Genomic DNA, 25455 nt, shown 5'->3' with positions numbered 1-25455 from the left:
TGGACATAGCAGTCATGGACATAGTAGCCATGTACTGTATCTGCCATGAGTACGGCATCCGAGGGCGCGACGCCCGGTTTCCTGGTCTGGCGGCTGTCGATGAAATGGCGGGTCGCCGTCGACCGGGCGGTGGCCCCGCTCGGGCTGACGCACGCGCAGTATTCGCTGGTGGCGTCGCTGTACGGCATGCAGCGGTCCGGACACCGCCCCAGTCAGCGCCGGCTCGCCGACCACACCGGGCTCGAACCCCTCTACGTGTCCAAGCTGGCGCGCAGTCTCGAAGCCGCCGGACTCCTCGAACGCGCCCGGGATCCCCGCGATCCCCGCGCCGTGCAGCTCGCCCTCACCGAGCAGGGCCGGGACGTCACACGGCGCGCGATCAAGGTCGTCCAGGGGCTGCTCCAACAGCTGCTGGAGCCGCTCGGCGGGCTCGACAGCGCAGGGACGCGGGAATTCACCCGCAACCTCGCGACCCTGCTCGACGCACCTCTTGATCCCTTCAGCGAGCACGAATCGTTCAGCGACAGTGAGACGGAGCAGTCATGACCACCACCGCACCCCTTGTCGACGGCCGGGTCATCGGCCTGGCCCACTACGCCGGACGTGCGGTCCTCGAAAGCGTGCTGGCCCGCCACGGCGTCACCTTCCAGCAGTTCGTCACCCTTCGACTGGTTGTCGTCGCCGACGGGCCGGTCGAGCGTGAGCGGCTCGTCGACGGCGTCGTCGGCACGCTGAAGACCAATGCGCAGGACGTGCACCGCGTCATCGAGGAGCTGGTCGGCGCCCAGCTCCTCGCCCAGGAGGAGCCCTCCCGCCTGCGGGTCACGGACGCCGGACGGGAGCTGTACGACACCGGCTCCGCCGAGACCGGCGCCATCTCCGCCCGGATCTACGCCGGCATTCCGGCCGAGGACCTCGCCGTCGCCGGCCGTGTACTGACCCTCGTCACCGAGCGGGCCAACGCGGAGCTCGCCACCGCGGGAAAGTAGTGGAATATTCAACCACCGGGTTCTGTTGTCGGCCTCGAAGGAGGTCAGGAGTGGACACGACGTACTACGACCACGGAACCCCGGCGGAGCGCTGGGAGCGTGCGCGGATGTTCTTCGACGCCAAGGACTACGCCGCCGCGGCGCGCGTCCTGGGCGGACTGGTCGAGGAGGTGCCGGAGCAGACCGGACCGCGCCTGCTGCTGGCACGCGCCTACTACCACTCGGCCCAGCTGCGCCGCGCCGAGGCCGAGTTGCGCGTCATCGTCGAGCGCGACCCGGTGGAGCACTACGCCCGGCTGATGCTGGGGCGCACCCTCCAGCGGCAGGGACGCCACGACGAGGCCGAAACGCACCTGCGGATCGCCTCGGCGCTCGCGGGCGACTTCGAGCGCGTCTGAGACACGGCTGTCAAGGCCCGGTTCCTGACGACGGGGACCGGGCCCTGACGCATCCGAGGACATCGCCGCCACGAGCCCGTCGGCGTCAGCGCCTCACGGGGCGGCAACGCCCCGCGCGGTGACGCCGACCGCCGTCACTTCACCCCGGCGCCGCTCGCGTCGTCCGCCGCCCCCGCCGGTGGGCGATCTCGCCGAGCACGACGTCCACGGCGACGAACGCGGCGAGCGGAATGCCGAGCAGCGGCACGAAGTAGCCCAGGACGGCGGCCGCCGCCATCAGCGGGACCAGGAGCTGCGGGGGCACCTGCTGCCACGCGCCGCGCGGGATCGGCCGGCCGAAGGCGGAGCCGCGGCCGCGCTGCCACCACATGCGGTAGCCCCAGACGATCAGCAGGATGAGGGCGAGCAGCAGCATCAGCGCGATCTGGCTGACGAGGCCGAACAGGATCCCGGTGTGCAGGTCGATGCCCCAGCGGGTGAGCTTGGCGAGGGCCGGGTAGTCGGCGAACCGCAGGACGTCGGTGACCTCGCCGGAGGCCGGGTCGACGGCGACGGAGTCCTGCTTCTCGGGCCAGCTGCGCTGGATCTGCCTGACGACGTACGCCGACTGCGCGTCCGCGGGCGGCACGATCTCCACGGGGTCGCTCAGGCCCTCGGCGCGTGCCGCCGCCAGCACCGTGTCGAGGCCGACGTGCTCGGCGCCTGCGGCCGAGGCGGACGCGCCGTGACCCGCGTGCTCGCCGCCCGCCGCCGCGGACACCGACGGGGTGGCCTGGCCGAGCGAGGTGCGCAGCTCGCCGATGTTCGCCTCGGCGTACGTCGACCAGGTCAGGCCGGTCGCCGAGAGGAAGAACAGCCCGGCCGCGGCCCAGACGCCGACAGTGCCGTGCAGGCCGAGGGTGCGGCGCCGCCCGCCGGCCCCGCGCACCTTCCGCAGGGCCCGGCGCCGGGAGAACCACAGCACCAGGCCGCCGCCCGCGATCACCCACAGCCAGCTGGCGGCGAGCTCGCTGTAGAGCCGGCCGGTGTCGCCGAGGTGCAGGTCGCGGTGGAGTTCGTCGATCCAGGTGCGCAGCGGCAGCGCTCCGGTCGAGCCGTACTGCTCGAGGGCGCCGCGGACCTTGCCGGTGTACGGGTCGACGAACACGGCGAGGGTGTGGTCGGCCGCTGTGCCCTTGACCCCGGACAGCAGCACCCTGGTGGTCGCGTCGGGCTCCGGCGAGGGGCGTACGGCCGAGACGGTTCCCTCCGGGTGGGCCTTGCGGGCGGCGGCCACCTGCTCGGAGACGGGCAGCTTCGTGTCGCCGACGGGGACGGTCAGCTCATGGGCGTACACGATCTTCTCGGCCTGGAACGACGCGGCGTACAAAAAGCCGGTTCACGGCGGCAACGAGCAGGAAGGGCGCGACGAGGACGCCGGCGTAGAAGTGCAGGCGCAGGATCAGCGGGCGCAGCAGCGTCCATCTGCTCTGCGACGGCGCGGGAGCGGCGGGTTGCGGTGCCTCGTCCGTGGTGGTGGAGTCAGCGGTGGGCATCTCTGCTTCTCCGGGGTCGTTTCTCAGCGGTCGTGGTCCAGTGGTCGGGCCGCGCAGGTGCCGAGTTCCGGGAGACGCGAGAGTGGCCTGCGTCATGTGGGAGGGGCGGCAGGCCGTGGCATGCTGACGCGATGGCACCTCCGAGTGATCGCACGCCCCTTGCCGAGCAGGTCGAGGAACTCCTCGCCGCCGACGGCCCGTTGCCCATCGTTGCGGCCGGTGACCCGGTGCTGCGGCGCGGCGCCGAACCGTTCGACGGCCAGCTGGAGCCCGCGCTGCTGGCCCGGTTCGTCGAGGCCCTGCGCGTCACCATGCACGCGGCGCCGGGTGTGGGCCTGGCCGCGCCGCAGGTTGGTGTGCCGCTGCGGATCGCGGTCATCGAGGATCCGGCGCCGGTGCCGGAGGAGGTGCGGCTGGCGCGCGGGCGGGCGCCGCAGCCGTTCCGGGTGCTGGTCAATCCGTCGTACGAGCCCGTCGGCACCGCCCGGGCCGCGTTCTTCGAGGGCTGCCTGAGCGTGCCCGGCTGGCAGGCGGTGGTGGCGCGGCACGCGGAGGTGCGCCTGCGGGCGCACGACGAGCGCGGGCGCGCGGTGGACGAGGTGTTCACCGGCTGGCCCGCCCGGATCGTGCAGCACGAGACGGACCACCTCGACGGCATCCTCTACCTCGACCGCGCCGAGCTGCGTTCCCTGTCCTCGAACGAGGCGATGGCACAGCGCTGGGCGCAACCGACGCCTCAGGAGGCCGCGCAGGCCCTGGGCTTCGAGCTGCCGTAGCGAGGGGTGGCCGGGGCGACGTGCGCACGGGCGCGCGTCTGCTGCTGTCCGGCAGCTCCTTCCATGTCCTCCCCCGGCGACCGCGCCGGCCTGGTGGGCGGCCCGCAAGGCGCCGGGAAAGGCACCTTGTTGACACCCTGGCAGGCACGCTGCCTCCCGCCGCCGGGACGGTCACCCGCACCGACGCCGTCGGCCACCTGCCGCAGGACTCCCGCGCCGCCGACCAGACGGTCACCGTCACCGATCGGATTTCCGGGCGGGGCGTGGACACCGCCGTACGCGCCTGCGCCGTGCCGAGGCGGCGATGGCCGACGGGTCGGAACCGGGTGATGAACGCCTACGTGCGCGCCGAGGCCGAGTTCCAGGCGCGCGGCGGGTACGCGGCCGAAGCCCAGGCGGCCCGGATCGCCGCCGGTCTCGCGCTGCCCACCCGGGTGATGAACCGACCTGGCGGGAGCGGCTCGCGGTCGGCCGACTTGGCGTCACGCGTCCCGGTAGGCCTCCAGCAGCCGCAGCCACGCCTCGCTGATCGTCGGGTACGACGGGACCGCGTGCCACAGGCGGTGGACGGGGACCTGCCCGGCGATCGCGACGGACGCCGAGTGGATCAGTTCGCCGACGCCGGGGCCGACGAAGGTGACGCCGCGCAGGGTCTCCTCGTCGACGTCGACGACCATACGGGCGCGGCCACGGTGGCCCTCGCCGTACAGACCCGCCCCGGCGACCGAGGAGAGGTCCACGTCGACGGCGCGGACGCGGTACCCGGCCTGTTCGGCCTCCGCCAGGGACAGGCCCGCGGCGGCGGCCTCCGGGTCGGTGAAGACGACCTGGGGGACGGCGTGATGGTCGGCGGTGGCGGCGTGCGCGCCCCAGGGGTCGGATTCGAGGAGGGGAACCTTGGCGGCGCGGGCGGCGATGACGGCGCCCGCGATCCGCGCCTGGTACTTGCCCTGATGGGTGAGCAGGGCACGGTGGTTGACGTCGCCGACCGCGTACAGCCAGGTGCTGCCGGAGACCCGCAGGCTGTCGTCGACCGACAGCCAGGAGCCCGGCTCCAGGCCGACGGTCTCCAGGCCAATGTCGTCGGTGCGCGGGGCGCGTCCGGTGGCGAAAAGGATCTCGTCGCCCTCGATGCGGTCACCGGTGCCGGTGACGGCCACGACGGTGCCGTTCTGCCGGGTCACCGACTCCACCGAGGTGCCCGTACGGACTTCGGCGCCCGCCTCGGTCAGCGACTCGGCGACCAGCTCGCCAGCGAAGGGCTCCATGCGGGACAGCAGTCCCCTGCCGCGGACCAGGACGGTGACCTTCGAGCCGAGGGCTTGCCAGGCGGTGGCCATCTCGGTGGCGACCACGCCGCCGCCGACCACGATCAGCCGCCCCGGCACCTGTTTGGCGCTGGTGGCCTCGCGGCTGGTCCACGGCCTGACGTCGGCGAGGCCCGGCAGGTCGGGCAGCAGGGCACGGCTGCCGGTGCAGACGGCGACGGCGTGCCGGGCGGTCAGCACCTTCTGCATACCATCAGGGCCGGCCACCGTCACCGTGCGCGGGCCGGACAGGCGGCCGTGCCCGCGGTGGAGATCGGCGCCGATGCCGTCGAGCCACCGGACTTGGCCGTCGTCGTGCCAGTGGGAGGCGTACTCGTCCCGACGGGCGAGGACCGCGGCCGCGTCGAGGGGCCCCTGCACCGCCTGGCTCAGGCCCGGCAGGCGGCGGGCGTCGGCGCGCGCGATGACCGGGCGCAGCAGGGCCTTGCTGGGCATGCAGGCCCAGTACGAGCACTCACCGCCGACCAGCTCGCTCTCCACGACCGCGGTGGACAGGCCGGCCGCGCGGGTGCGGTCGGCCACGTTCTCCCCCACCGGGCCGGCACCGAGCACCACGACGTCGTACGCGATGGATTCCGTTTCCGTCATGGGGTCAGTCTGATGGGTGGTGTGCGTGGTGACCACACGGGTACGTGCGCGGAATACCCGTAGGGTCGGCCGTGTTGTGCCGACGGCTTCGCCCCGACACCAGGAAGAGGGAATACGCCATGAGCAGCACCGTGGAGCTCACCAAGGAGAACTTCGACCAGACGGTCATGGAGAACGACTTCGTTCTCATCGACTTCTGGGCGTCCTGGTGCGGGCCGTGCCGTCAGTTCGCCCCGGTCTACGAGAAGGCGGCCGAGGAGAACCCCGACCTGGTGTTCGGCAAGGTGGACACCGAGGCCCAGCCGGAGCTGGCCGCGGCCTTCGGGATCCAGTCCATTCCGACGCTGATGATCGTCCGTGAGCGGGTCGCCGTGTTCGCGCAGCCCGGCGCGCTGCCCGAGGCCGCCCTGGCGGACGTGATCGGGCAGGCCCGCAAGCTGGACATGGACGAGGTGCGCAAGGCGGTTTCCGAGCAGCAGGCGCAGGCGGAGCAGAACAGTCAGTAAGGCCCGTACGGCCGGCAAGGCCCGTGACCCGCAAGGCCCGTGACCCGCAAGGCCCGTATGCGAATAGAGCGTGGATAAAACCCCTGAGAGCGACAAAGCCCGTGAGGGCTTGGACCAGACGGACGCGGTGGGCCTCTTCCCGATGGCGGAAGGGGCCCGCGCTCTTGTCGGGCCAGGTCAGCTGGACTCGCGGGGGACCACCGTGGCGCCCAGGACCCTGTGCGTCTCAGGCACGGCGCCGGGGTTGCGCACGGCGCGGTCGACCAGTTCGGCGAGGTCACGGCCCGACGGCAGCTCGAGGTGGACCGTGCTCAGCCGGGGCCGCAGCAGCCGGCCGAGCATCAGGTCGTCGGCGCCGATCACGGCCGTCTCCTCGGGGATGCGGACGCCCTCGTCCTGCAGGGCGCGCATCAGGAGCATCGCGTACTCGTCGTTGTAGGCGAACACGGCGTCGAGGCCGAGGTCGCGCCAGTCGGCGGCGAGGCGGGCCGCGGCCTGCTCCTCGTAGGCGAGGGGCAGGTCGGTCACGGTGCCGTCGGTGCCGTGCAGGGCGCGCCGTACGCCGTCGAGGCGGGGCCTGGAGAAGACGTCCAGCCCGGGCTCCTCGGGCACGACCACGCCGATGCGGCGCCGGCCGCGGGCGTACAGGTGGGCGCCTGCGCAGTGGCCGACGCTCTCGTGGTCCATGAGCAGGGCGTGGGCGCCCTCGACCGACTCGGGACCCAGGGTGACCACGGCGCGGGTGCCGGAGCGCTTGAGTAGCGCCACCCCTTCCGGGCCGAGCCCGGAGCCGGGCACCAGGACCGCGACCGGCCGCAGTTCGGCCCAGGCCCGAGCGGCGTCGTCGCCGTGCAGGCCGATGGTGCCGTACTGCACGACGGTGTAGTCGAGGCGGCTGAGCGCCCACTGGAGTTCGTTGATGAACCGGCTGTACAGCGGGCCCACCGGGATGGCCGGCGCGGGCATGAGAACCATCAAGCTGTGCCCGGCGCGCAGACTGCGGGCCGCCGCGTGCGGCACGTACCCGAGCTCCTTGGCGGCCTCGTGGACCCGGCGGCGCGTGGGCTCGCTGATCCGGACGGCGCTGGTGTTGTTCAGGACGTAGGAGACGGTCGCGCGTGAGACGCCGGCCAGGCGCGCCACATCGGCGCTCGTGGGCACGGAGCGCGGTGCGGGCGACGAGGGCGCGGAGGGTTCCGGTATCTGCACCATGACGTACCGCATCTTGGCAGAAGCCGGGTCGGGCGGTCGGGGCGGGGGAAGCGGAGGATTCCGGCCTGTGTTGCGGCAGTTACGAACGCGTTCGTGACGAACTTGTTCGCAACGAACATGTCGTTAGGATGCGGCATGACCGCTCGTCCCACCACCCCGCGCAGCCGGCGCGAACGACCGGCCAAACCAGCCCTGACCAAGGAGGGCATCGTCGCCGCCGCCGTCTCCGTACTGCGCACCGAAGGGCTGGAGAAGGTGACCATGCGGCGTCTGGCCCAGGAGCTCGACACCGGTCCGGCCTCGCTGTACGTGTACGTGCGCAACACCGCGGAGCTGCACGCGGCCGTCCTGGACGAGCTGCTCGGCACGGTCGGACCGGCTCCCGCCGAGGGCACCTGGCGCGAGCGTCTGGAGCGGGTACTCACCGCGTACACGGCGATGCTCTTCGAGCACCCGAGCCTGGCCCGCTCCGCGCTGACCGCGCGGCCCAGCGGTCCGAACCACCTGAACCTGATCGAGACGCTGCTGGCGCTCCTCGACGAGGGCGGCGTCCCGCCCGCGCAGGCCGCGTGGGGCGTGGACCTGCTCCTGCAGCACGCCACGGCGACGGCCGCCGAGCACACGGCGCGGGACGCGTCCGCCACCAGTCAGGAGGAGTGGGACGCACTCACCCGCGCCCTGCACGGCGCGTCGGAGCGGGCCCACCCGCACATCGCCGCACTCGCCGGCCCGCTGTTGTCCGGAGCGCCCGAGGACCGGTTGTCGTGGGGTTTCCAGGCGCTGATCAACGGCATCGAACGGACCGCCGTTCCCGACTGACCCGAGGAGGGTCCCCATGACCACCCCCCATCACCCCGTAGCCGTGATCGGCGCCGGACTCGGCGGCCTCACCCTCGCCTGTGTCCTGCACGTGAACGGCATCGAGGCGGCCGTCTTCGACCTCGAAGCCAACCCCGCCGCCCGCACCCAGGGCGGCATGCTCGACATCCACGAGGACTCCGGCCAGGAGGCGCTGCGCGCCGCCGGTCTCCACGAGCGGTTCCGTGAGCTCGTCCTGCCGGGCGGCGAGGCCACGCGGATCGTCGACAAGGACGGCTTGATCCTGCTGGACGAGCCCGACGACGGCACCGGCGGGCGCCCCGAGGTCGACCGCGGCGAGCTGCGCGGTCTGCTGCTCGGCTCACTGCCCGAGGGCACCGTCCGCTGGGGCGCGAAGGCCACCGACGCACGCCCCCTGGGCGACGGCCGCTACGAGGTGACGCTCGCGGACGGCTCCATCTTCACCACGGACCTGCTGGTCGGGGCCGACGGCGCCTGGTCGCGGATCCGGCCGCTGGTCTCCGACGCGCGGCCCGCCTACACGGGCGTGTCGTTCGTCGAGGTGGACCTGCGGGAGGCGGCCGTGCGCCATCCGGTCGCCGCCGAGGTGGTCGGCGGCGGCTTCTTCTTCGCGCTCGGCCCGGGCAGGGGCCTCCTCGCCCACCGCGAGACCGACGGCAGCGTGCACGTGTACGTGGCGCTCGAGGCCGACGAGGACTGGCTGGACGGCATCGACTTCACCGACCCCGAGGCCGCCAGGACACGCCTCCTGGAGCACTTCGCCGACTGGGACACGAGCCTGCAGTCCCTCGTCGCCGAGGCCGACGGTGCCCTGGTGCCGCGGCGGATCCACGCCCTGCCGGTCGGCCACCGCTGGGACCGCGTTCCCGGCGTCACGCTGCTGGGCGACGCCGCCCACCTGATGTCCCCGTTCACGGGCGAGGGCGCCAACCTCGCCATGCTCGACGGCGCCGAGCTGGCCCAGTCCATCGCCGCCCGCCCGGACGACGTCGAGACCGCGCTGACCGCCTACGAGGAGAAGCTGTTCCCGCGCAGCAAGGCCTCCGCGGCCGCATCGGCCGGGAACGCGGCCCTGCTGTTCCGCGAGGACGCGCCACAGGGCCTGCTGGAGATGTTCGCCGCCCACGGCTGAGCCGGCCTCACCGGTGCCGGCCTCATCCCACCGGTCTCACCCGGCCGGTCTCACCGGGCCAGTCTCACCCCGCCGACCTGACCGGGCCGGTCTCATCGGGCCGGTCTCATCGGGCCGGTCTCATCGGGCCGGCCGGTACACGTCACGCGCGCGACCAGGTCGTGCCAGCCGGCCTGCAGCCGCTCCATGGGCATCTGGCACTGCTTGGTGAGGTGGTGGATCAGGGCGGGATCGAGATACCCCATCAGCGTGTGCGCGAGGAGCTCGCTGTCCGCGCCCGGAACCGCCTGCCGCAGCAGCATGGCCACATGGCCGTACCGGACGCGGCGGGGCGGCACGCTGAAGCGGCGGTCCGGTCCCGGTTCGGCCGCCAACTGCAGCTCCAGGTCATCGGCGGCGCGGCGCAGTGCGGCACAGCCGAACGCCCGCAGCCGCTCCACCGGCGGCGCGCCGGGGCCCAGCGGCGGCGGGCCGCTGAGGAAGGCGGCCTGGAACTTTTTCTCGGAGTGATCCAGCAGCGCCCTCAGCAGACCGGTGCGGTCCCCGAAGCGGCGGAAGACCGTGCCCTTGCCCACCTGGGCAGCCACGGCCACCGCCTCCATCGTGACGCCGGCCGCGCCGCGCTCCGCCACCAGGCGAGCCGCCGCGTCCAGCAGCCGGGCGCGGTTGCGCGCCGCGTCGGCCCGCAGGCACGGCTCGTCCTCACCGGTGCCGAGTTCGAGCAACACCGGCTCCTCTGCGGGCTCGTGAGGCTTGGGGAACGGCGGCAGAGCGCTGGACATGAAGACAGCGTAAAGCATCGGGAACAGAACTGGACCGCGGTCCGGTTATTCTGGTAGAAAATTAAACGGACCTCGGTCCGGATTGTAACGGCAGTGTTTCAGCCCCTTGGAGTCCCCCATGTCTGTTCGCATCCTCGCGCTCGTCGGCAGCCTTCGCGCCGGTTCGCACAACCGCCAGCTCGCCGAGGCGGCCGCCAAGCTCGCCCCCGAGGGTACCGAGGTGGAGCTGTTCGACGGCCTGGCCGACATCCCCTTCTACAACGAGGACATCGACGTCGAGGGGAGCGTCCCGGCCGCCGCCGTCAGGCTGCGCGAGGCCGCCCAGGCCGCCGACGCCTTCCTGCTCTTCTCGCCCGAGTACAACGGCACCATCCCGGCCGTCCTGAAGAACGCGATCGACTGGCTGTCCCGCCCGTACGGCGCCGGCGCCTTCGGCGGCAAGCCCGTCGCCGTGGTCGGCACCGCCTTCGGCCAGTACGGCGGCGTCTGGGCGCAGGACGACACCCGCAAGGCCGTGGGCATCGCCGGCGGCAAGGTGATCGAGGACATCAAGCTGTCCATCCCCGGTTCCGTGACCCGCTTCGCCGAGACCCACCCCGTCGACGACGCCGAGGTCGCCGCCCAGTTGACCGAGGTCGTCGCCCGCCTGCGCGGCCACGCCGACGAGGCGGCGGCCGCCTGATCACCGGTACGCGTCTGAAGGGGCCGGAGCTTTCGCAGCTCCGCCCCCTTCGCCGTCGTTGAGGCAGCGCCGTCCGCCTCAGTCCAGCTCGGCCAGACGCCTGACGGCCCGGGACGCGAAGCGCTCGATCCAGCCGGCCGGCTCCCCGACACGCGGGCCCAGGATCACGGTGTCGATGCCGAGCTTGGTGTAGCCGTCGATGTCCCGCAGGAAGGCGTCGAGGTCCTCGTCGGTGGCCGCCTCGTCCGTGTACACGATCGTCTTGCGGATGGCGTCGTAGTCGCGCCCCACGGTGTCGCAGTGGCCGCGCAGCACGTCGAGCTTGTGCGCGACCTCCTCGCGGGAGGTCGCGAACAGGTTGCAGGCGTCCGCGTACTGCGCGACCAGGCGCAGGGTCTTCTTCTCGCCACTGCCACCGACCATGATCTCCGGGTGCGGCGAGCTCACCGGCGGCGGCACGCACAGGGTCTCGGCGAGCCGGTAGTGCCGGCCCTCGAAGGGCCCGTTGGCGTCCGGGTCCCACATCTGCAGGCAGATCCGCAGGGCCTCCTCCAGCCGCTCGAAGCGCTCCGCGAGCGGCGGGAACGGCACGCCCAGGCCGTGGTGCTCACGCTCGTACCAGGCCGCCCCGATGCCCAGCGTGGCCCGGCCGCCGGACAGCACGTCGAGCGTGGTGGCGATCTTGGCGAGCAGTCCGGGATGGCGGTACGTCACTCCGGTCACCAGCGCGCCGAGTTGCACCGTGGAGGTGTGGCCCGCGAGGAAGCCCAGCGTCGTGTAGGCCTCCAGCATGGGGTCCTCGGCGCCACCGTTGAACTCCATCTGGAAGTAGTGGTCCATGACCGACAGCCAGCTCACGCCCGCCGCCTCGGCCGCCTGGCCCGCGGCGGCCAGTTCGGCACCGAGGGCGGAAGCGCCTCCCGCGTGGTTGAACCGGTTGATGTGCACACCGACCCGCATGTCCGTCTCCGTCCGCCCGGCTCGTCACCGTTCCCTCCGGCCTTCCCTCCGACGCTAGATCTTCGAGCGCGCTCGAAGTCAAGGTCTGCCGCCGTGTCCGGCCGGTCGGTCACCGAGCGGGCCGCGCCGGGTCAGCACGTACCGCCCGTCGCGCGCCCGGGTCGCACGGTGAACTCCGCGCGTGGGGAACGGGGTTCACCATCAGGTCGCCCCCGACTCCGACGAGGTTGTCCCTCGCGCCTGCGACACCTTCGATAGACGTACGCCGAGCCGTCAGCTCACTCCCACTCCGATCACTCCCCCTCCGAGCGCCGCCAGCAGCACCAGCACCAGCGTCGCGGCGCCCAGGAGGCCGTGGGCGGCGACCACGGGAACCGGCAGGGGGCGTTCGGCCGGGGCCGACTCGTCTCCCGTGGTGGCGGGACGGCGGTGCGGTACACGGGGACCCAGCGGGCGAACATGATGAAGCCGAGTAGGGCGACGGCGACGAGGATGACGAAGGCCGCCCACGCCAGGGCTTCCCGGTCGGCGGCGAGGTAGACGCCCCGCGACGCCTCCGCGTGACGCGGGACGGCCGGCCTGCGCGTCATGTGCGCGGGGCCGCAGTGCCGGCGAGCTGTCCCGCGCGGCTCGCCGACGTCGAGCGGCGGGTTGCACGTGCGCGTCGAGGCCGACGGCACACGCCGGGACTCGGCCGGGCCGCCGGAGCGGGCCGTCAGCCGCGGTGACGCCCGGCGGCGCGGCAGCCCTGTGGCTGGAGCGCGCCGAGGCGACCGCCGCCCAGTGAGACGCCGGATCGGCCCCCTGCCGGCATCCCGTCGGGGCGACCGGGTGTCACAGTCCGAGGGAGACGGCCAGTCTCGTCAGCTCCGCCGTGCTGCAGATGCCGAGTTTGGTCCGGATGCGGCGGAGATAGACGTCGACCGTATGTCGCGACCCCCCCATGTGGCGGGCGATCTGGAGGTAGGTGCGCCCTGCCGCGATGTGTCGCAGCGTCTCGAGCTCGCGCGGGGTCAGTTCGGCGCGGGCAGGAGCGGGGGCTCCGGTGTGCGGTGTGAGGGTGAAGCTCCTGGGACTTCCTCTTGTCTGGCGGCTCGGGGGTTTCGGTCGTCACTGCTCACACCGTCGGAAGCAGGAGGCAAATGCCCGAATGTTTACATTTGCTCCACTCCACGCATGAGGGCCGGGACTCGGTTGCGGCCGACGCAAACTTCTTCAGGGTTTCTTCGCCTCCCGGCCGGGCGTTCCGGCCGCGGCCGGAACCGGGGCCCGGGCGGTGCGTGCGATCGGCTCGAGGCCGCGGCGGGGCCCTCGCGGCAGCGCTGCGTTGGTGCTCCGGGCCCCTCGGGAAGATGCTTGTCAGTAGAGCCCTGGCCGTGCAGGTTCACGTGGGGACAGCGGCAAACGAACCAGCAAGGGCGAGATGAGCGGCGATGGAGCGACTTCCCACCCCTCCCGGTGAGCGCCCGGCCCGGCCGGACGCCTCGACGGAATCGACCTACACGGCCACGGCCACAATCAACGAGCAGGGCATCGTGACCGGGTGGAGCGAGGGTGCCCGGCGGCTGCTCGGCCACGAGCCCGCGGAGGTCGTCGGGCGGTCCGCCGCCGGACTGCTCGCCGATGAGGTCGGGGAGACGCCCCGGCGGGCCCTGGCCGGGCAGGAACGGTGGAGCGGCACCGTGACGCTGCGGCACCGGGACGGCCACCGGCTGGAGCTGGGGCCCCACCTGACCTCCGACGGTGGGATCCCCCAATGGCTCGTGGTGTCCGCGGTGGCGGGCAAGCCGCGCGGACCCGGAGGCGAAGCACTGGAGGAATGGGCGTTCCGCCAGTCCCCCTGCCTCCTGGCGCTCTTTGACACGGACCTGCGAGTGCTGCGGGCCAACATCGGCATGGAGCGCGCGCTCTCGCTCACGGAGGCCGAGATGCGCGGGCTGCGTCTGACGGACATCGCGCCCGGTCCCGCGAGCGACGAAGCCGACAGGAAGATGCACCTGGCGCTCGAGACCGGCGGGCCACAGCAGGTGGAGGTCTCCCTCAACGCCGCGGACGGCGGCCAAGAGCTCGGCCGGCCCGCCTCTGTCACCCCGCTGAAGGACGCGGACGGCCAGGTGCGCGCCCTGGGTCTGGCGGCGCACCACCGGTAGACTCCGCCGACCGGCAGCGGATGCCGCGGCTGACGGACGCCGGCGCACGTATTGGCACCACCCTGGACCTCGGACGTACCGCCCAGGAACTCGGCGACGTGGCCGTCCCCCTGCTCGCGGACTTCGCGGCGGTCGACCTGCTCGACTTCCCCCGGCTCCCGGACGAGTCGCCCCCTCACCGGCGACAGGACCGGTCGTCATGCGCCGCGCCGCGCTGCGGTCGGTCCCGGCGATCGGCGAGAAGGCCATGACCGCCACGGGAGAGACGACCACCTATCCGGCGGCCTCACCTCCGGCACAGTGCCTGGCCTCGGGCCGTCCCGCCCGGTACCAGGCGACCGACTCCGCCCTCGGCCGGTGGATGGCCCAGGACTCCGGTGCCGCATGGCTGCGCGCACACGGGACGCACTCGCTGATGGTGGTGCCGATGCTTGCCCACGGCACCACACTCGGTGTGGCCCTCTTCGGCCGTCACCGGTGCCGGGAGCCCTTCGGCCCGGAGGAGCTGCTGCTGGCCGAGGAGCTCACGGCCAGGGCTGCCGTCAGCATCCACAACGCCCGCAAACACACCCGGGCGCGCACTACCACCATGGCCCTGCAGCGCAGCCTGCTCCCGCAGACCCTGCCCGATCAGACGGCATTCGACATCGCCTCCCGCTACCTGCCCACCGGTACCCAGGCCGGCGTGGGCGGCGACTGGTTCGACGTGATCCCGTTGTCCGGTGCGCGGGTGGCGCTCGTCGTGGGCGACGTGGTCGGCCACGGCATGCGTGCCTCCGCCACCATGGGCCGGATGCGTACAGCGGTGCGCACCCTGGCCGACGTCGACCTGCCGGCCGACGAACTGCTCACCCACCTCGACGACCTGGTTCTCCATCTGTCCGTGGAAGAGGGCAGCGGCACGGACCCGGCCGCCGAAACCGCCGGGGGCATCGGCACCACCTGCCTGTACGCGATCTACGACCCGGTCTCCCGCCGGTGCACCCTCGCCCGGGCCGGCCACCCCCCGCCCGCCGTGGTCACCCCGGACGGCGTGGTCCGCTTCCTCGACGTCCCGGCCGGTCCACCCCTGGGTCTGGGCGGACTGCCCTTCGAGGCCATCGAGACCGAGCTGCCCGAAGGCAGCCTCCTCGTCCTCTACACGGACGGTCTGCTCGAACCCCGCGAGCACGACATCGACGAAGCGCTGGACAAGATGTTCGCCGCACTCGCCCGCCCCGCCGCGACGCTGGACACGGTCTGCGACAGGGTGCTCACGGACCTGCTGACCCACCGCCCCGATGACGACATCGCCCTGCTCATCGCTCGCACCCAGGCCCTGCACGCCGACCGAATCGCTGCCTGGGACCTGGACTTCGACCCCGTCATCGTCGCCGAGGCACGGCAGCACGCCAACGTCCAACTCGCGGCATGGGGGCTGGACGACGCCGCCTTCGTCACCGAACTGATGGTCAGCGAACTGGTCACCAATGCCATCCGCTACGGCCGGCCTCCCATCCAGCTGCGGCTGATTCACCAGAACAGCACCCTGATCTGCGAGGTCTTCGACACCAGCGGTACCACCCCGCACATGCGGCGCGCCCGGACCTTCGACCAAGGAGGGCGGGGCCTGCTGCTGGTCGCGCAGCTCGCCCAGCGCTGGGGCACCCGGCATGACCGCATCGGCAAGACCGTCTGGGCCGAGCAGTCCCTTGCCGGGACGTGAGAGCGGACCAGCGCCCGAGCCGGTGGCCGACCGGCCTGCCGTGCGCCGTCAGCCGGCGGACGGCGGCCGGCGGGGCACGGCCTGCGCGGCCCGACCGGGTCCGGCCGGCCGGGGGACCGTTGAAGACCTAGTACTCCAGCCGGACTTCGTGATCTCGCTCGGCGTGGCGGTCCCGGGCGGGCACGGCCACCGCTCGATCATCGTCAGTCGTGTCGACATCGGAAGATCACACGGTGGCCGCTCCGCCGCACCCAGCCTGGGAGCAGGCGGCTGAGCTCCTCGCGCGCACTCGCCCGCGGCGATGCCTCATCCACCCGGGCCGATCCGGGGTCGTAGCGCCGCCGGAACTCCACCGCGCAGATGTGCCGGACGCTCTTGTAGCCGTAGTGCACAGGCGTTACCAGTCGGGCGGGTCCAGCCCACCGGGCCTGAACCGGCCACTACCGACGCCGACCAGAGACCCGATCACGATCTACGGCTGGAGTACTAGCCGAGTACTAGCCGGGCGAACCATTGAAGACCGGCAGGGCCCAGGACGGGGGATTCGGTGGCGGCCCGGGGCCCAGGTCCCCCGAAGCTGCGGCGACCCGGGCGTCCACCTGGGTGGTACGACCGCGCTCGACGCCGTCGCTCGTGGCGGCGCGCAGGGCCGCCACGAACTCGAGGCAGGAGTCGTACCGGTCCTCCGGAACCTTCGCCAGAGCCTTCGCCAGGACCTCGTCGGCGGCCGGCGCGATGTCCGGCCGCTTCTCGGTCAGGGGAGGCGGCTGATCGTACTGGTGCGCCCAGAGCAGGGCGATGTCTTCGTCGCGCTGGAAGGGCGGTGCGCCGGTGAGGGTCTCGTAGACGACGCAGGCGAGGCTGTAGAGGTCGCACCTGCCGTCCACCGGACGGCCGGAGATCTGCTCCGGCGCCACGTAGTCGAGCGTGCCGACGAACTCGCCGGCGGTGGTGAACCCGGTGAGCGACAGGGACTTCTTCGTCAGTCCGAAGTCCGTGAGATACACGTGCTCCGGATGTTCGCGGTCCACGCCCTTGGCGACCAGGACGTTGCCGGGCTTGACGTCCCGGTGCACCAGGTTGTGTTCGTGGGCCGCGTCGAGTGCGGAGGCCAACTGGGCGGCGATGCGGAGGGCGGTCGCCACGGGAAGCGGGCCGTCCCGGTCGAGCAGGGCGCGCAGGTCCAGCCCGGAGACGTAGCGCATGGCGATGTACAGGACGCCCTCGGTCTCGCCGGCCTCGAAGACGGGCACGATGTGGGGATGCTCGATGGCGGCGGCCACCCGCGACTCGTAGGTGAAGCGGCGACGGAAGGTGTCGTTGCGGGCGAGCCCGGGGGCGAGCAGTTTGAGTGCGACCGTACGGCCCAGCCGCAGGTCCTTCGCACAGTAGACGACGGCCATGCCACCACGGCCGAGCTCGCGCTCCACCCGGTAGCCCGCGATCTCCGCGCCGATCAGGCCCGACTCCCGGCTCGAGTACGCGCGCTGGTCATCCGACGCCGTGTCCATCAGGCACCACCCTCACCCGGCCGGTCGTGCGGGAGGCTCGGACGGTCCACCGCGCGCACGGTGTACGTTCGGCGTGACGGGCGCTCTCCCGCGACCCAATTCTACCCGTTGCCCCATATTTGCGATCATCTGTCGTCAGCTCTCCGATCTTGAATGGCGGCCGGGTGAGGCGGATGGCGGCGGTGCCCGGTCTTCCCCGGACCGGCCGGACGCGCCCGGTGGCATCTGCCATCCGGGCCCGCCGCTCACGACCGCGGCATGGATGCCGTGGCCGACGACGTCACCCATCACGAGCGCGACCCGGGCGCCGGACAGCGGGATGACATCGAACCAGTCGCCGCCGACGCCGGCCTCGGCGTCGGTCGGCAGATAGCGGTATGGAAGCTCGACAGCGCTGTGATCGGGCAGGTCGGGAGGAAGCAGGCTGGTCTGGAGGGCGAGCGCCGCGTTGTGCTCGCGGGCAAAATGCCGGGCGTTGTCCACGCACACCGCCGCGCGGCCACCAGCTCCTCGACGAGCAGCAGGTCGTCCTCGTCGAAGGGGTTCGGGTTCTCCCAGCGCAGGAGGGTGACGACTCCCATGGTCACGCCCCGTGCCCGGAGCGGCACCACCAGGTGCGTGTGCACGCCGAGCCGTTCCAGTCTCGCCAGGCGCATCCGATCCCCGGTGAGCCACCACGTCGTCCGGTCCAGCACCGGATCGCGGATCGACCGCCCGGTGACCAGGCAGCGCCGTTGAGGGGACTTTTCCGGGTACCTGGTCGGCTCCCCGACAGCGACTACTACCTCCGGCAGATCCTCATGGATCGAAAGGTGGGCCGCCCGCTGCAGCGTGCCGCCGGTCACTGGTCCGGCCGTCAGTTCCTCTGCCGCAAGGACGCCCTGAAAGATTTCAGTGGGTGAACCGTGTGCTGGCCGACATGGAGGGCCTGCTGCCACAGGACGAGGCCGACCCCACGACAGCACCCGTGCGGCCGGACGACGGCGGCGGATGTGATCCCGAACGGATCGCCCCAGTGTTCGTACGCTGTGTCCCTGAGACCCATTGCTGCCGGTCCCATCAGCGGGCGGAGTTCCTGGCACTACGGTCTCATATCGACCCCCGTGTGTCTCCGCACCTTTCACCCGTCGGGCCTGCCTCAGCCCTGCGCCGCCTCACCCGGTCGGCAGTGGTGTGCCCCTGCGGCACGGGTGATCGGAACCGGGGCCGGCGCCGTCGGGCGGCCCAGCCCCGGCCCGGCCCGGCCCGGTCCAACTTCTCTGTCAAGTTCAGCGTGTCGATACCGGATCCCGTTGGTAGCTGACCCGGCTGGTAGCTGACCCGGCTGGTAGCTGACCCGGCTGGTAGCTGACCCGGCTGGTAGCTGACCCGGCGCCGGTAACCGGTGCATGATCAGTCGCGGGAAGGGAGGTCGTCCACGCCTACCGCTTACAGCCTTGAGGTGACCGGGCCGCGGGGCTGGTCTCGGCCTGCGGCGGGTGCTCGTTGGGGCGCTACCGGGGGCGGTGCATCAGGAGGCGAACCGTGGCGTCGGGGAGGGTTAAGAGCCTGAAGGTGCGCCAGCCACGGGACCGGTACGGGGCGAGGGCCGGTGCGGCGTGAGCGTGGGTGATCAGCCAGCGGGGCCCGGGCGGGGTGGCGGCGATGAGGGTGTCGTGGAGCGCGGCGCCGATGCCGTGGCCGCAGAAGACGGTGCCGCTGGCGGTGAGCGTGTCCAGCACAGACAGCCGGGCGGCGGTGCACCGCATCCCCCGCGCGCGCAGTTCCTGGCGGCAGCGGGCGCGGACGTGGCCGGCGGACGGGTTCACGGCGGGGCCTGCTCGCGCGGTGGGGGTGGTGCCCCATTGTTATTGCATGTGACTTGCAGCTACGAATCAGCCGCGTCTATTTTTGGTCTGGCCCCACAAGTGAAGGAAGACCGCTGATGACAGCCGCGCCTACGACCACCGACAGTCCCCGTTCCCGCTGGCGGCGCATATCCGGCTCGATGAGCCGCGCCGAGTGGAGCCGCGCCGCCGGTATGGCCGCCTTCATCGTCGCGCTGCATGTCATCGGCTGGTTCACGCTTGTTGCGATTGTTGCCCCGGAGCACTACAGCCTGGGTACCAAGAGTTTCGGCATCGGTATCGGGGTGACCGCCTACACCCTGGGGATGCGGCACGCCTTCGACGCCGACCATATCGCCGCGATCGACAACACCACCCGCAAGCTCATGGCGGACGGCCAGCGCCCGCTGTCGGTCGGCTTCTGGTTCTCCCTCGGCCATTCCAGCATCGTCTTCGGCCTGGCCTTCCTGCTCTCCCTGGGCGTCAAGACCCTCGCCGGACCGGTCGAGAACGACAACTCCGAGCTGCACAACGTCACCGGCCTGATCGGTACCACCGTCTCCGGCACCTTCCTCTACATCATCGCGATCATCAACATCGTCATCCTGGCCGGCATCTGGAAGGTCTTCCGCCAGATGCGCTCCGGCCACTTCGACGAGGCCGCCCTGGAGGAGCAGCTCAACAACCGAGGCTTCATGAACCGCCTGCTGGGCCGCGTGATGAAGTCGATCACCAAGCCCTGGCAGATGTACCCGCTCGGCCTGCTGTTCGGCCTCGGCTTCGACACCGCCACCGAGATCGCCCTGCTGGTTCTGGCAGGCTCCGGAGCCGCCTCCGGCCTGCCCTGGTACGCCATCCTCTGCCTGCCGGTGCTTTTCGCGGCCGGCATGAGCCTGCTGGACACCATCGACGGCTCGTTCATGAACTTCGCCTACGGCTGGGCCTTCTCCAAGCCGGTCCGCAAGGTCTACTACAACCTCACCATCACCGGCCTGTCCGTCGCCGCTGCCCTCATCATCGGCACCGTCGAGCTGCTGGGCCTGCTCGCCGAGAAACTCGGCCTGCACGGCATGTTCTGGGACTGGATCAGCGGTCTGGACCTGAACATCATCGGCTTCGTCATCGTCGGCCTGTTCTTCGTCACCTGGGCAATCGCCGTGGCGGTGTGGAAGTTCGGCCGGATCGAAGAGAAGTGGACCGCTGGACTGCGCCCCGCCGAGCAGCAAGCCGACTGACATCGGCATCGCGCAGCAGCCCTGAAAAGGGCTTCGGGGAACCCCGTAACAGCCATGGGCGCCAAGGGAACGATCTTGAACAGCGGAGGACGCCGGCGGTGACGTGACCGTCGGGGTCCTCCGCGGTGTTCGTCTCGGTCAGACGTCGACATCCACCAGCGGCGGGAGCTCCATGAGAGGTGGACAGGCAAGCTCCACCCCTGGATGGAGACAAGGGCTCCAGTGGATGGAGACAAGGGCTCCAGCCAACCGCGACGGCCCTCGAAAGCACCGTCTGCAGCGCCTCGCGGCGCGGTCTCGGTGAGGCCGGTCAGTCCTGCCCCTATCGGATGATCGCAGGCAGCGATTACATGAGGTCGGGCGGCACTGGATGTGCTGGGTCTCCGATCTGCGACTGCGTCGGCAGCGTCCGGACCACGGCAGCACGGTCGGCCAGATGCCGGCGCAGCAGACGGTTTTCCACCATCGACTGATGCAGGGCGCCGACCAGCGCTTCGACGTCGGCTTTCAGCTGGGCGATCTCTTCGGTGTCCGAAGCGCACAGCTCCTTGAGCCGCCCGATCTGCCGGCGCAGCCGCTTCTCGCTGTCCGGCGTCTGCCCGCGGGCGCGGACCTTGTCGGAGAACTCGTTCTCCAGGTCCGTGTGGCGCTGGGTGTGATGATGCGCCCGGAGGAGTCGGCGCCGGAGTCGGTGAGATTGCGGGTCTCGAACCGGCCACGGTGCCCGGCGCGGCGCCGTTTCTCCAACTGCAACCGGTAGACGGGCACGCCGGCCTCCGCGGTGCCCGGCCGCTGGAAAACAGCCAAACCGGAAGCCGGCGAGTCCAGGGCGGGGTCGTCGTGCAGGATGGCGTGGTGCAGCCGCTGGAGGCGGTGCGAGGGCTCGATGCCGAGTTCGTTCACCAGCGACGCGCGCAGCCGCCGGAAGGCCTCCAGCGCCTCGCCGGAGCGGTGCAGGGACACGATCAGCAGGGCGTGCAGGCTCTCCTGCAGCGGGTAACGGGCCGTCATGGCGCTGAGGTCGCCGATGAGTTCGGCGTGCCGGCCCAGCATCAGGTACGCGCCGACCCGGTTCTCCAGGGCGCCGCGGCGCACCTCGTCCAGCCGGGCACGTCTCGGTCCTGAGCACCGGCCCGGTGCGTACGTCGGCGAGCGCGGGGCCACGCCACACCTCCAGGGCGCGGTCCAGCAGCGCCGCCGCCTCGGCGGCGTCCTGGCAGGCCAGCGCCCGCTGCCCGGCCACGGTCAGCCGCTCGAAGGCGCGGACGTCCGGCTCCACGCCCGGCAGGTCCAGGACGTAGCCGGTGTGGGTGCGGCTCAGCAGCTCCTTGGCGTCCGGACCCGGCCGCTGTTCGAAGCGACCGCGGCCACCCTGCGCTACGTGATGCGCTTCGACGCGTACGCGATGATGCTCACCTCGGCCTACCCCAAAAGGCTCTTCGGTGACCCGGCCGGCACGGCGGTCCGATCGGCGACGCGCCCGCTGCTCGTCTCCGGCGCCGGCAAGGCACTACTGGTCCTTTTCCTCCTCGTCGCCGTCGTCAGTGGCATCACCTCCAGCGTCACCGCGTCGTCCGACTCGGGCACGGCTCCCTCGCCGTCGTACTGACACCTGGTCGGACCCGGCCTCGCGCAACGTGGCCTGCGGGAGGCCGGATGCAGCCTCCGCACCTCGCATCCCGCACGACTCGAACTCGCCTCCTCCGCAGCGGTTGTTCCCCAGCCGCCCCTCCGGACGTTACCGTTCGGTAGACAACGCGCTCCCGGAGGTGTCCGCATGACGCTCGACCGTGCAGCAGGCCTGGCCGAGACCGCCCGCGCACTGGCCGACGGGGAGGTGTCGTCCCGCACGCTCGTCGAAGAGGCCCTGGCACGGATCGAGGCGACGCAGGGTTCCCTGAACGCCTTCCGGATCGTGCGGGCCGAGGCCGCGCTCGCCGAGGCCGACGCGGCGGACAAGGAGCTGGCCGCCGGGGTGCGGCGCCCGCTGCTCGGGGTGCCCGTGGCGGTGAAGGACGACATGGACGTGGCGGGTGAGCCGACCGCGTTCGGCTGCCGGGGGGAGTTCCCGCCGGTGGCGGAGGACGGCGAGGCGGTACGGCGGCTGCGTGCGGCCGGGGCCGTGATCGTCGGCAAGACCAACACCTGCGAACTCGGGCAGTGGCCCTTCACCGAGGGCCCGGCGTTCGGCGCGACCCGCAATCCGTGGGACACCGACCGCACCCCGGGCGGCTCGTCCGGCGGTTCGGCGGCCGCGGTCGCCGCAGGGCTCGTACCGGCCGCGCTCGGCTCGGACGGCGCCGGGTCGGTCAGGATCCCGGCCGCCTGGACGCACCTGGTCGGCATCAAACCGCAGCGCGGCCGCATCTCGACCTGGCCGCGCGGTGAGTCCTTCCAGGGCATCACGGTCAACGGCACCCTGGCCCGTACCGTCGAGGATGCTGCCCTGCTCCTGGACGCGGCCGGCGGCAACCACCCGCGGGACCCGCACCAGCCCCCCGCGCTAGACGTCTCCGCGGCGGTGGCGCGCAACCCCGGTCGGCTGCGCGTCGCGCTCGCGCTCAAGCCGCCGTTCACCGCCGTGCCCGCCCGCCTCGACCCGCAGGTGCGGGACCGAGTCGTCGAACTCGCCGAGAAACTCGGCGAGTTGGGGCACGTGGTCGAGGAGGCCGATCCGCCGTACGGGCAGATCGGGCTGACCTTCGTCCCCCGCGCCACCGCCGGGATCGCCGAGCGGGTGCGTGAGGCACCGGATCCCACGCTCCTCGACCCGCGCACCCACGGAGCCGCCCGGCTGGGCCGGCTGCTCGGCGGGGCTCCGCTGCGGGCGGCCCGGCGCGCCGAGGCGGCCCTGCACCGGCGTATCGGCCGCTTCTTCGAGTCGTACGACGTGGTGCTCGCGCCGACGACGGCCGCTCCCCCGCCCCGGATCGGCTCCATGCTGAAACTTGGCCATCTCGCCACCGACCGGGCGATGATCGCCGCCTGCCCGTACGCCTGGCCGTGGAACGTGCTGGGCTGGCCCGGCGTGAACGTCCCCGCGGGCTTCGTCACCGGCGGCCTGCCGGTCGGCGCCCAGCTCCTCGGCCCGGCGAACAGCGAGCCGCTGCTGGTCTCGCTGGCCGCGCAGCTGGAGGCGGAGCTGCGCTGGCACGAGCTGTGGCCGCCACGGACGGCCGCCGAGGATTCCCCCGCTTCCCCGGCGGCGTAAGCACTCGTCCGTTCGCGCATTACCTGTTCCCGCATCGCTGTTCCGGCATCGCCTGTTCCGGCATCGCCTGTTCCGGCATCACCTGTTCCGGCATCGCCTGTTCCGGCATCACCTGTTCCGGGCATGGCCCGCCACGGCCGGGGCCGGCTCGGCGCCCGACTTCCCCGGCGGCATGGCCGCGTTCGGCCCGTACGCTGTGGCCATGCACGATGTGTCGATGGTCGGGCTCATGGGGCGGGTCACCGGAACGGTCGGGCCCGGGCTCGTCGGTGAGGTGATCGTCCGCGTGCGCGGCGGCGCCGAGCACTTCCTCGCCTACCCGGCCGGCGGGTCGGGCCGTATCGAGCGGGGCACCGTGGTCATGGTCGTGGAGTACCTGCCGCCGAGGACCGTCTACGTCACCGAGGCGTACGACAGTTGAGCCCGCTCCGCCGCAGTTGAGAGCCGTACGCGTCAAGACTGCAACAAGGATTCGTCGGCGTCTTCACCCGGGGATCCCGCAGGAGCACACTCCCTTTCGTTCGGTGCCGAAAGGGCACCAGGCAAAGGGGGCGTATGCCGATGGTCGTCGGCGTCGTTGCGGGGGCGGTAGTCATAGCCGTCCTCGTTGTGATCGGTCTGTTCAAGATGATGTGGCGTGTCGCGGAACCGAACGAGGCACTGATCATCTCGGGCTCCAAGCACAGGACGGAGGGCCTCGAGGAGGGCATGGGATTCCGCATCGTCACCGGGCGCGGCACGCTGGTGCTGCCCGGGGTGCAGGCGGTGCGCAAGCTCTCGCTCGACCTGAACGAGACCGAACTGCACGTGGACTGCGTGACTCACCAGGGCATTCCGCTGAAGGTGCGGGGCGTGGTCATCTTCAAGGTGGGCGACGACTTCGTGTCGATCGCCAACGCGGCCCGCCGTTTCCTGGACCAGCAGAAGCTGATGGCGGAGCGGGTGCACAACGTCTTCGCCGGTCATCTGCGGTCCATCGTGGGCGGGTTGACGGTCGAGGACATGATCCGTGACCGGGAGAAGCTCACCGGGCAGACCCGGGCGGCCTGCGGTACGGAGATGGAGAAGCTCGGCCTGATCGTCGACTCCCTGCAGATCCACGAGATCGAGGACCCGACGGGTTACATCCAGAACCTGGCCGCCCCGCACGCGGCGGCCGTCCAGCGGGACGCGCGCATCGCGCAGGCGGAGGCGAACCGTCTCGCCACGGAGGCGGAACAGCAGTCGTTCGCGCGGATGGCGGAGGCCACGCGGGACAGCGAGATCCTGCAGGCCGGGTACCAGGCCGAGCGGGACAAGGCGGCGGCGAAGGCCCGGCAGGCCGGTCCGCTGGCCGATGCCGCCGCCCGGCAGGAGGTCGTCGTCCAGGAGACGCGGGTCGCCGAACTGGAAGCGCACCGGCGTGAGCAGCAGCTTCAGGCGGACGTCCGCAAGCCGGCGGACGCCAAGGCGTACGAGAAGCGCACGCTGGCCGAGGCCGAGCGCGACGCGCGGATCTCGGCGGCGCAGGCCAAGGCGAAGGAGACGGAGCTCGCGGCGGCGGCCGAGGCAACCCGGGTCAAGACGGCCGCGGGCGCCGAGGCCGAGGCCACCAAGACCCGGGGTGCGGCCACGGCCGCGGCGACCCGGGCCACCGGTGAGGCCGAGGCGGCGGCGGCACAGGCCAGGGGTCTGGCAGCGGCCGAGGCGACCAAGGCCCAGGGTCTCGCGGAGGCGGAGGCCATCAAGGCGCGGGCGGACGCCCTCGCCGAGAACCAGGAGGCCGTCGTCGCCCAGCAACTCGCCGAGAAGTGGCCGGAGATCGTCCAGGCCGGCGCGGCGGCCTTCGGCAACGTCGACAACATGGTGCTGCTCAACGGCGCCGACGGCATGTCCGAGTTGTTCGCCAAGGCGCTCACCATGGGCGGCACGGGTCTCGGCCTCGCCCGCCAACTGCTCGCCTCGATGCACCAGAACGGCCAAGTGCCGAACGGCACGTCACCGTCCCGCAACGGCCTCACGACACCTCAGGCCCAGAAGGTGCCGGTGGAGCGGGACGAGGGCCGGTAGCGCCCAAGGGCTCCGTGACCTGTCCTGACGCAGCGTGTGA

General features: G+C 71.9%; 22 protein-coding genes and 4 pseudogenes. 15 read left to right on the top strand and 11 right to left on the bottom strand.

Going from position 1 to position 25455, the window contains the following annotated elements:
- The first annotated feature begins 45 nt into the window (after positions 1-45).
- From ABZV31_RS11880 to ABZV31_RS11870, 3 genes are read left to right on the top strand one after another with little or no spacing between them, the layout of a single operon-like run.
- Positions 46-546 carry a MarR family transcriptional regulator gene (locus tag ABZV31_RS11880; protein ID WP_355891539.1) on the top strand — a complete coding sequence of 167 codons (501 nt, stop codon included), beginning with the start codon at positions 46-48 and terminating at the stop codon, positions 544-546.
- Positions 543-989, top strand: coding sequence for a MarR family transcriptional regulator (locus ABZV31_RS11875; RefSeq protein WP_355891536.1), 447 nt, complete (start codon positions 543-545; stop codon positions 987-989). The genes ABZV31_RS11880 and ABZV31_RS11875 overlap by 4 nt, the downstream gene beginning before the upstream one ends.
- Before the next feature lie 50 nt (positions 990-1039).
- Complete coding sequence (locus ABZV31_RS11870) at positions 1040-1387, top strand: tetratricopeptide repeat protein (protein ID WP_355891534.1); 348 nt, start codon at positions 1040-1042, stop codon at positions 1385-1387.
- Between the two features lie 139 nt (positions 1388-1526).
- Here the strand turns inward: ABZV31_RS11870 and ABZV31_RS11865 are convergent.
- Positions 1527-2922: pseudogene (locus ABZV31_RS11865) on the bottom strand (PepSY domain-containing protein).
- Between the two features lie 131 nt (positions 2923-3053).
- On the opposite strand from ABZV31_RS11865, the gene ABZV31_RS11860 reads away from it, so the two are divergent.
- Positions 3054-3698, top strand: coding sequence for a peptide deformylase (locus ABZV31_RS11860; RefSeq protein ID WP_355891531.1), 645 nt, complete (start codon positions 3054-3056; stop codon positions 3696-3698).
- A 482-nt stretch (positions 3699-4180) separates the two neighbouring features.
- Here the strand turns inward: ABZV31_RS11860 and ABZV31_RS11855 are convergent, their stop codons facing one another.
- The gene (locus ABZV31_RS11855) at positions 4181-5614 is read right to left on the bottom strand and encodes an NAD(P)/FAD-dependent oxidoreductase (RefSeq protein WP_355891529.1); all 1434 of its coding nucleotides are present in this window, start codon (positions 5612-5614) and stop codon (positions 4181-4183) included.
- A 119-nt stretch (positions 5615-5733) separates the two neighbouring features.
- Here ABZV31_RS11855 and trxA point away from each other — a divergent pair, with 119 nt between their 5' ends.
- Positions 5734-6120 (top strand): thioredoxin, encoded by a 387-nt coding sequence (trxA, locus tag ABZV31_RS11850; RefSeq protein WP_355891526.1) that lies wholly within the window; start codon positions 5734-5736, stop codon positions 6118-6120.
- A 177-nt stretch (positions 6121-6297) separates the two neighbouring features.
- On the opposite strand, the gene ABZV31_RS11845 is transcribed toward trxA, so the two are convergent.
- A complete protein-coding gene (locus ABZV31_RS11845) occupies positions 6298-7332 on the bottom strand; it encodes a LacI family DNA-binding transcriptional regulator (RefSeq protein ID WP_355891523.1) in 1035 nt (344 codons plus the stop codon).
- 135 nt (positions 7333-7467) lie between these two features.
- On the opposite strand from ABZV31_RS11845, the gene ABZV31_RS11840 reads away from it, so the two are divergent.
- Both ABZV31_RS11840 and ABZV31_RS11835 read left to right on the top strand, forming a co-directional pair.
- Positions 7468-8151 (top strand): TetR/AcrR family transcriptional regulator, encoded by a 684-nt coding sequence (locus ABZV31_RS11840; protein ID WP_355891520.1) that lies wholly within the window; start codon positions 7468-7470, stop codon positions 8149-8151.
- A 16-nt stretch (positions 8152-8167) separates the two neighbouring features.
- Positions 8168-9304, top strand: coding sequence for an NAD(P)/FAD-dependent oxidoreductase (locus ABZV31_RS11835; protein WP_355891518.1), 1137 nt, complete (start codon positions 8168-8170; stop codon positions 9302-9304).
- 92 nt (positions 9305-9396) lie between these two features.
- Here ABZV31_RS11835 and ABZV31_RS11830 read toward each other — a convergent pair whose 3' ends face one another.
- On the bottom strand, positions 9397-10086 hold the full coding sequence (locus ABZV31_RS11830; RefSeq protein WP_355891515.1) for a helix-turn-helix domain-containing protein: 690 nt from the start codon (positions 10084-10086) through the stop codon (positions 9397-9399).
- A 118-nt stretch (positions 10087-10204) separates the two neighbouring features.
- Here ABZV31_RS11830 and ABZV31_RS11825 point away from each other — a divergent pair, with 118 nt between their 5' ends.
- On the top strand, positions 10205-10768 hold the full coding sequence (locus ABZV31_RS11825) for an NAD(P)H-dependent oxidoreductase (RefSeq protein ID WP_355891512.1): 564 nt from the start codon (positions 10205-10207) through the stop codon (positions 10766-10768).
- Between the two features lie 78 nt (positions 10769-10846).
- On the opposite strand, the gene ABZV31_RS11820 is transcribed toward ABZV31_RS11825, so the two are convergent.
- From ABZV31_RS11820 to ABZV31_RS11810, 3 genes are all read right to left on the bottom strand, one after another.
- A complete protein-coding gene (locus ABZV31_RS11820) occupies positions 10847-11728 on the bottom strand; it encodes an LLM class F420-dependent oxidoreductase (protein ID WP_355891509.1) in 882 nt (293 codons plus the stop codon).
- 293 nt (positions 11729-12021) lie between these two features.
- Positions 12022-12318, bottom strand: a complete 297-nt coding sequence (locus ABZV31_RS11815; RefSeq protein ID WP_355891506.1) for a hypothetical protein — start codon at positions 12316-12318, stop codon at positions 12022-12024.
- 244 nt (positions 12319-12562) lie between these two features.
- The gene (locus ABZV31_RS11810) at positions 12563-12745 is read right to left on the bottom strand and encodes a helix-turn-helix transcriptional regulator (RefSeq protein ID WP_355891859.1); all 183 of its coding nucleotides are present in this window, start codon (positions 12743-12745) and stop codon (positions 12563-12565) included.
- A gap of 416 nt (positions 12746-13161) precedes the next feature.
- On the opposite strand from ABZV31_RS11810, the gene ABZV31_RS11805 reads away from it, so the two are divergent.
- The gene (locus ABZV31_RS11805; RefSeq protein ID WP_355891503.1) at positions 13162-13878 is read left to right on the top strand and encodes a PAS domain-containing protein; all 717 of its coding nucleotides are present in this window, start codon (positions 13162-13164) and stop codon (positions 13876-13878) included.
- Between the two features lie 199 nt (positions 13879-14077).
- Positions 14078-15583 (top strand): ATP-binding SpoIIE family protein phosphatase, encoded by a 1506-nt coding sequence (locus ABZV31_RS11800; RefSeq protein WP_355891501.1) that lies wholly within the window; start codon positions 14078-14080, stop codon positions 15581-15583.
- A 497-nt stretch (positions 15584-16080) separates the two neighbouring features.
- Here ABZV31_RS11800 and ABZV31_RS11795 read toward each other — a convergent pair whose 3' ends face one another.
- Together ABZV31_RS11795 and ABZV31_RS11790 are read right to left on the bottom strand one after the other, a co-directional pair.
- Entirely contained in the window at positions 16081-17094 is a 1014-nt protein-coding gene (locus ABZV31_RS11795) for a serine/threonine-protein kinase (protein ID WP_355891498.1), read from the bottom strand.
- Between the two features lie 252 nt (positions 17095-17346).
- Positions 17347-17837, bottom strand: a pseudogene (locus tag ABZV31_RS11790) (GAF domain-containing protein); the annotation flags it as partial.
- Positions 17838-19081: 1244 nt separating this feature from the next.
- On the opposite strand from ABZV31_RS11790, the gene ABZV31_RS11785 reads away from it, so the two are divergent.
- Positions 19082-20155, top strand: coding sequence for a HoxN/HupN/NixA family nickel/cobalt transporter (locus ABZV31_RS11785; RefSeq protein WP_355891857.1), 1074 nt, complete (start codon positions 19082-19084; stop codon positions 20153-20155).
- A gap of 507 nt (positions 20156-20662) precedes the next feature.
- Here ABZV31_RS11785 and ABZV31_RS11780 read toward each other — a convergent pair.
- Both ABZV31_RS11780 and ABZV31_RS11775 read right to left on the bottom strand, forming a co-directional pair.
- Positions 20663-21319 (bottom strand): AfsR/SARP family transcriptional regulator, encoded by a 657-nt coding sequence (locus tag ABZV31_RS11780; RefSeq protein ID WP_355891495.1) that lies wholly within the window; start codon positions 21317-21319, stop codon positions 20663-20665.
- Positions 21320-21350: 31 nt separating this feature from the next.
- Positions 21351-21398 (bottom strand): annotated as a pseudogene (locus ABZV31_RS11775) (hypothetical protein); the annotation flags it as partial.
- A gap of 99 nt (positions 21399-21497) precedes the next feature.
- Here ABZV31_RS11775 and ABZV31_RS11770 point away from each other — a divergent pair.
- From ABZV31_RS11770 to ABZV31_RS11755, 4 genes and pseudogenes are all read left to right on the top strand, one after another.
- A pseudogene (locus ABZV31_RS11770) lies at positions 21498-21764 on the top strand (DUF4389 domain-containing protein); the annotation flags it as partial.
- Positions 21765-21932: 168 nt separating this feature from the next.
- Positions 21933-23366, top strand: a complete 1434-nt coding sequence (locus tag ABZV31_RS11765; RefSeq protein WP_355891493.1) for an amidase — start codon at positions 21933-21935, stop codon at positions 23364-23366.
- Positions 23367-23568: 202 nt separating this feature from the next.
- Positions 23569-23787, top strand: a complete 219-nt coding sequence (locus ABZV31_RS11760; RefSeq protein ID WP_355891490.1) for a hypothetical protein — start codon at positions 23569-23571, stop codon at positions 23785-23787.
- 134 nt (positions 23788-23921) lie between these two features.
- Entirely contained in the window at positions 23922-25415 is a 1494-nt protein-coding gene (locus ABZV31_RS11755; protein WP_355891487.1) for an SPFH domain-containing protein, read from the top strand.
- Positions 25416-25455: the final 40 nt, after the last annotated feature.

It is taken from the genome of Streptomyces sp. NPDC005202 (assembly GCF_040608235.1).
GTDB lineage: Bacteria > Actinomycetota > Actinomycetes > Streptomycetales > Streptomycetaceae > Streptomyces.
The sequence above is the reverse complement of the archived record's forward strand: the minus strand, read 5'-3'. Positions and strand labels throughout refer to the sequence as shown.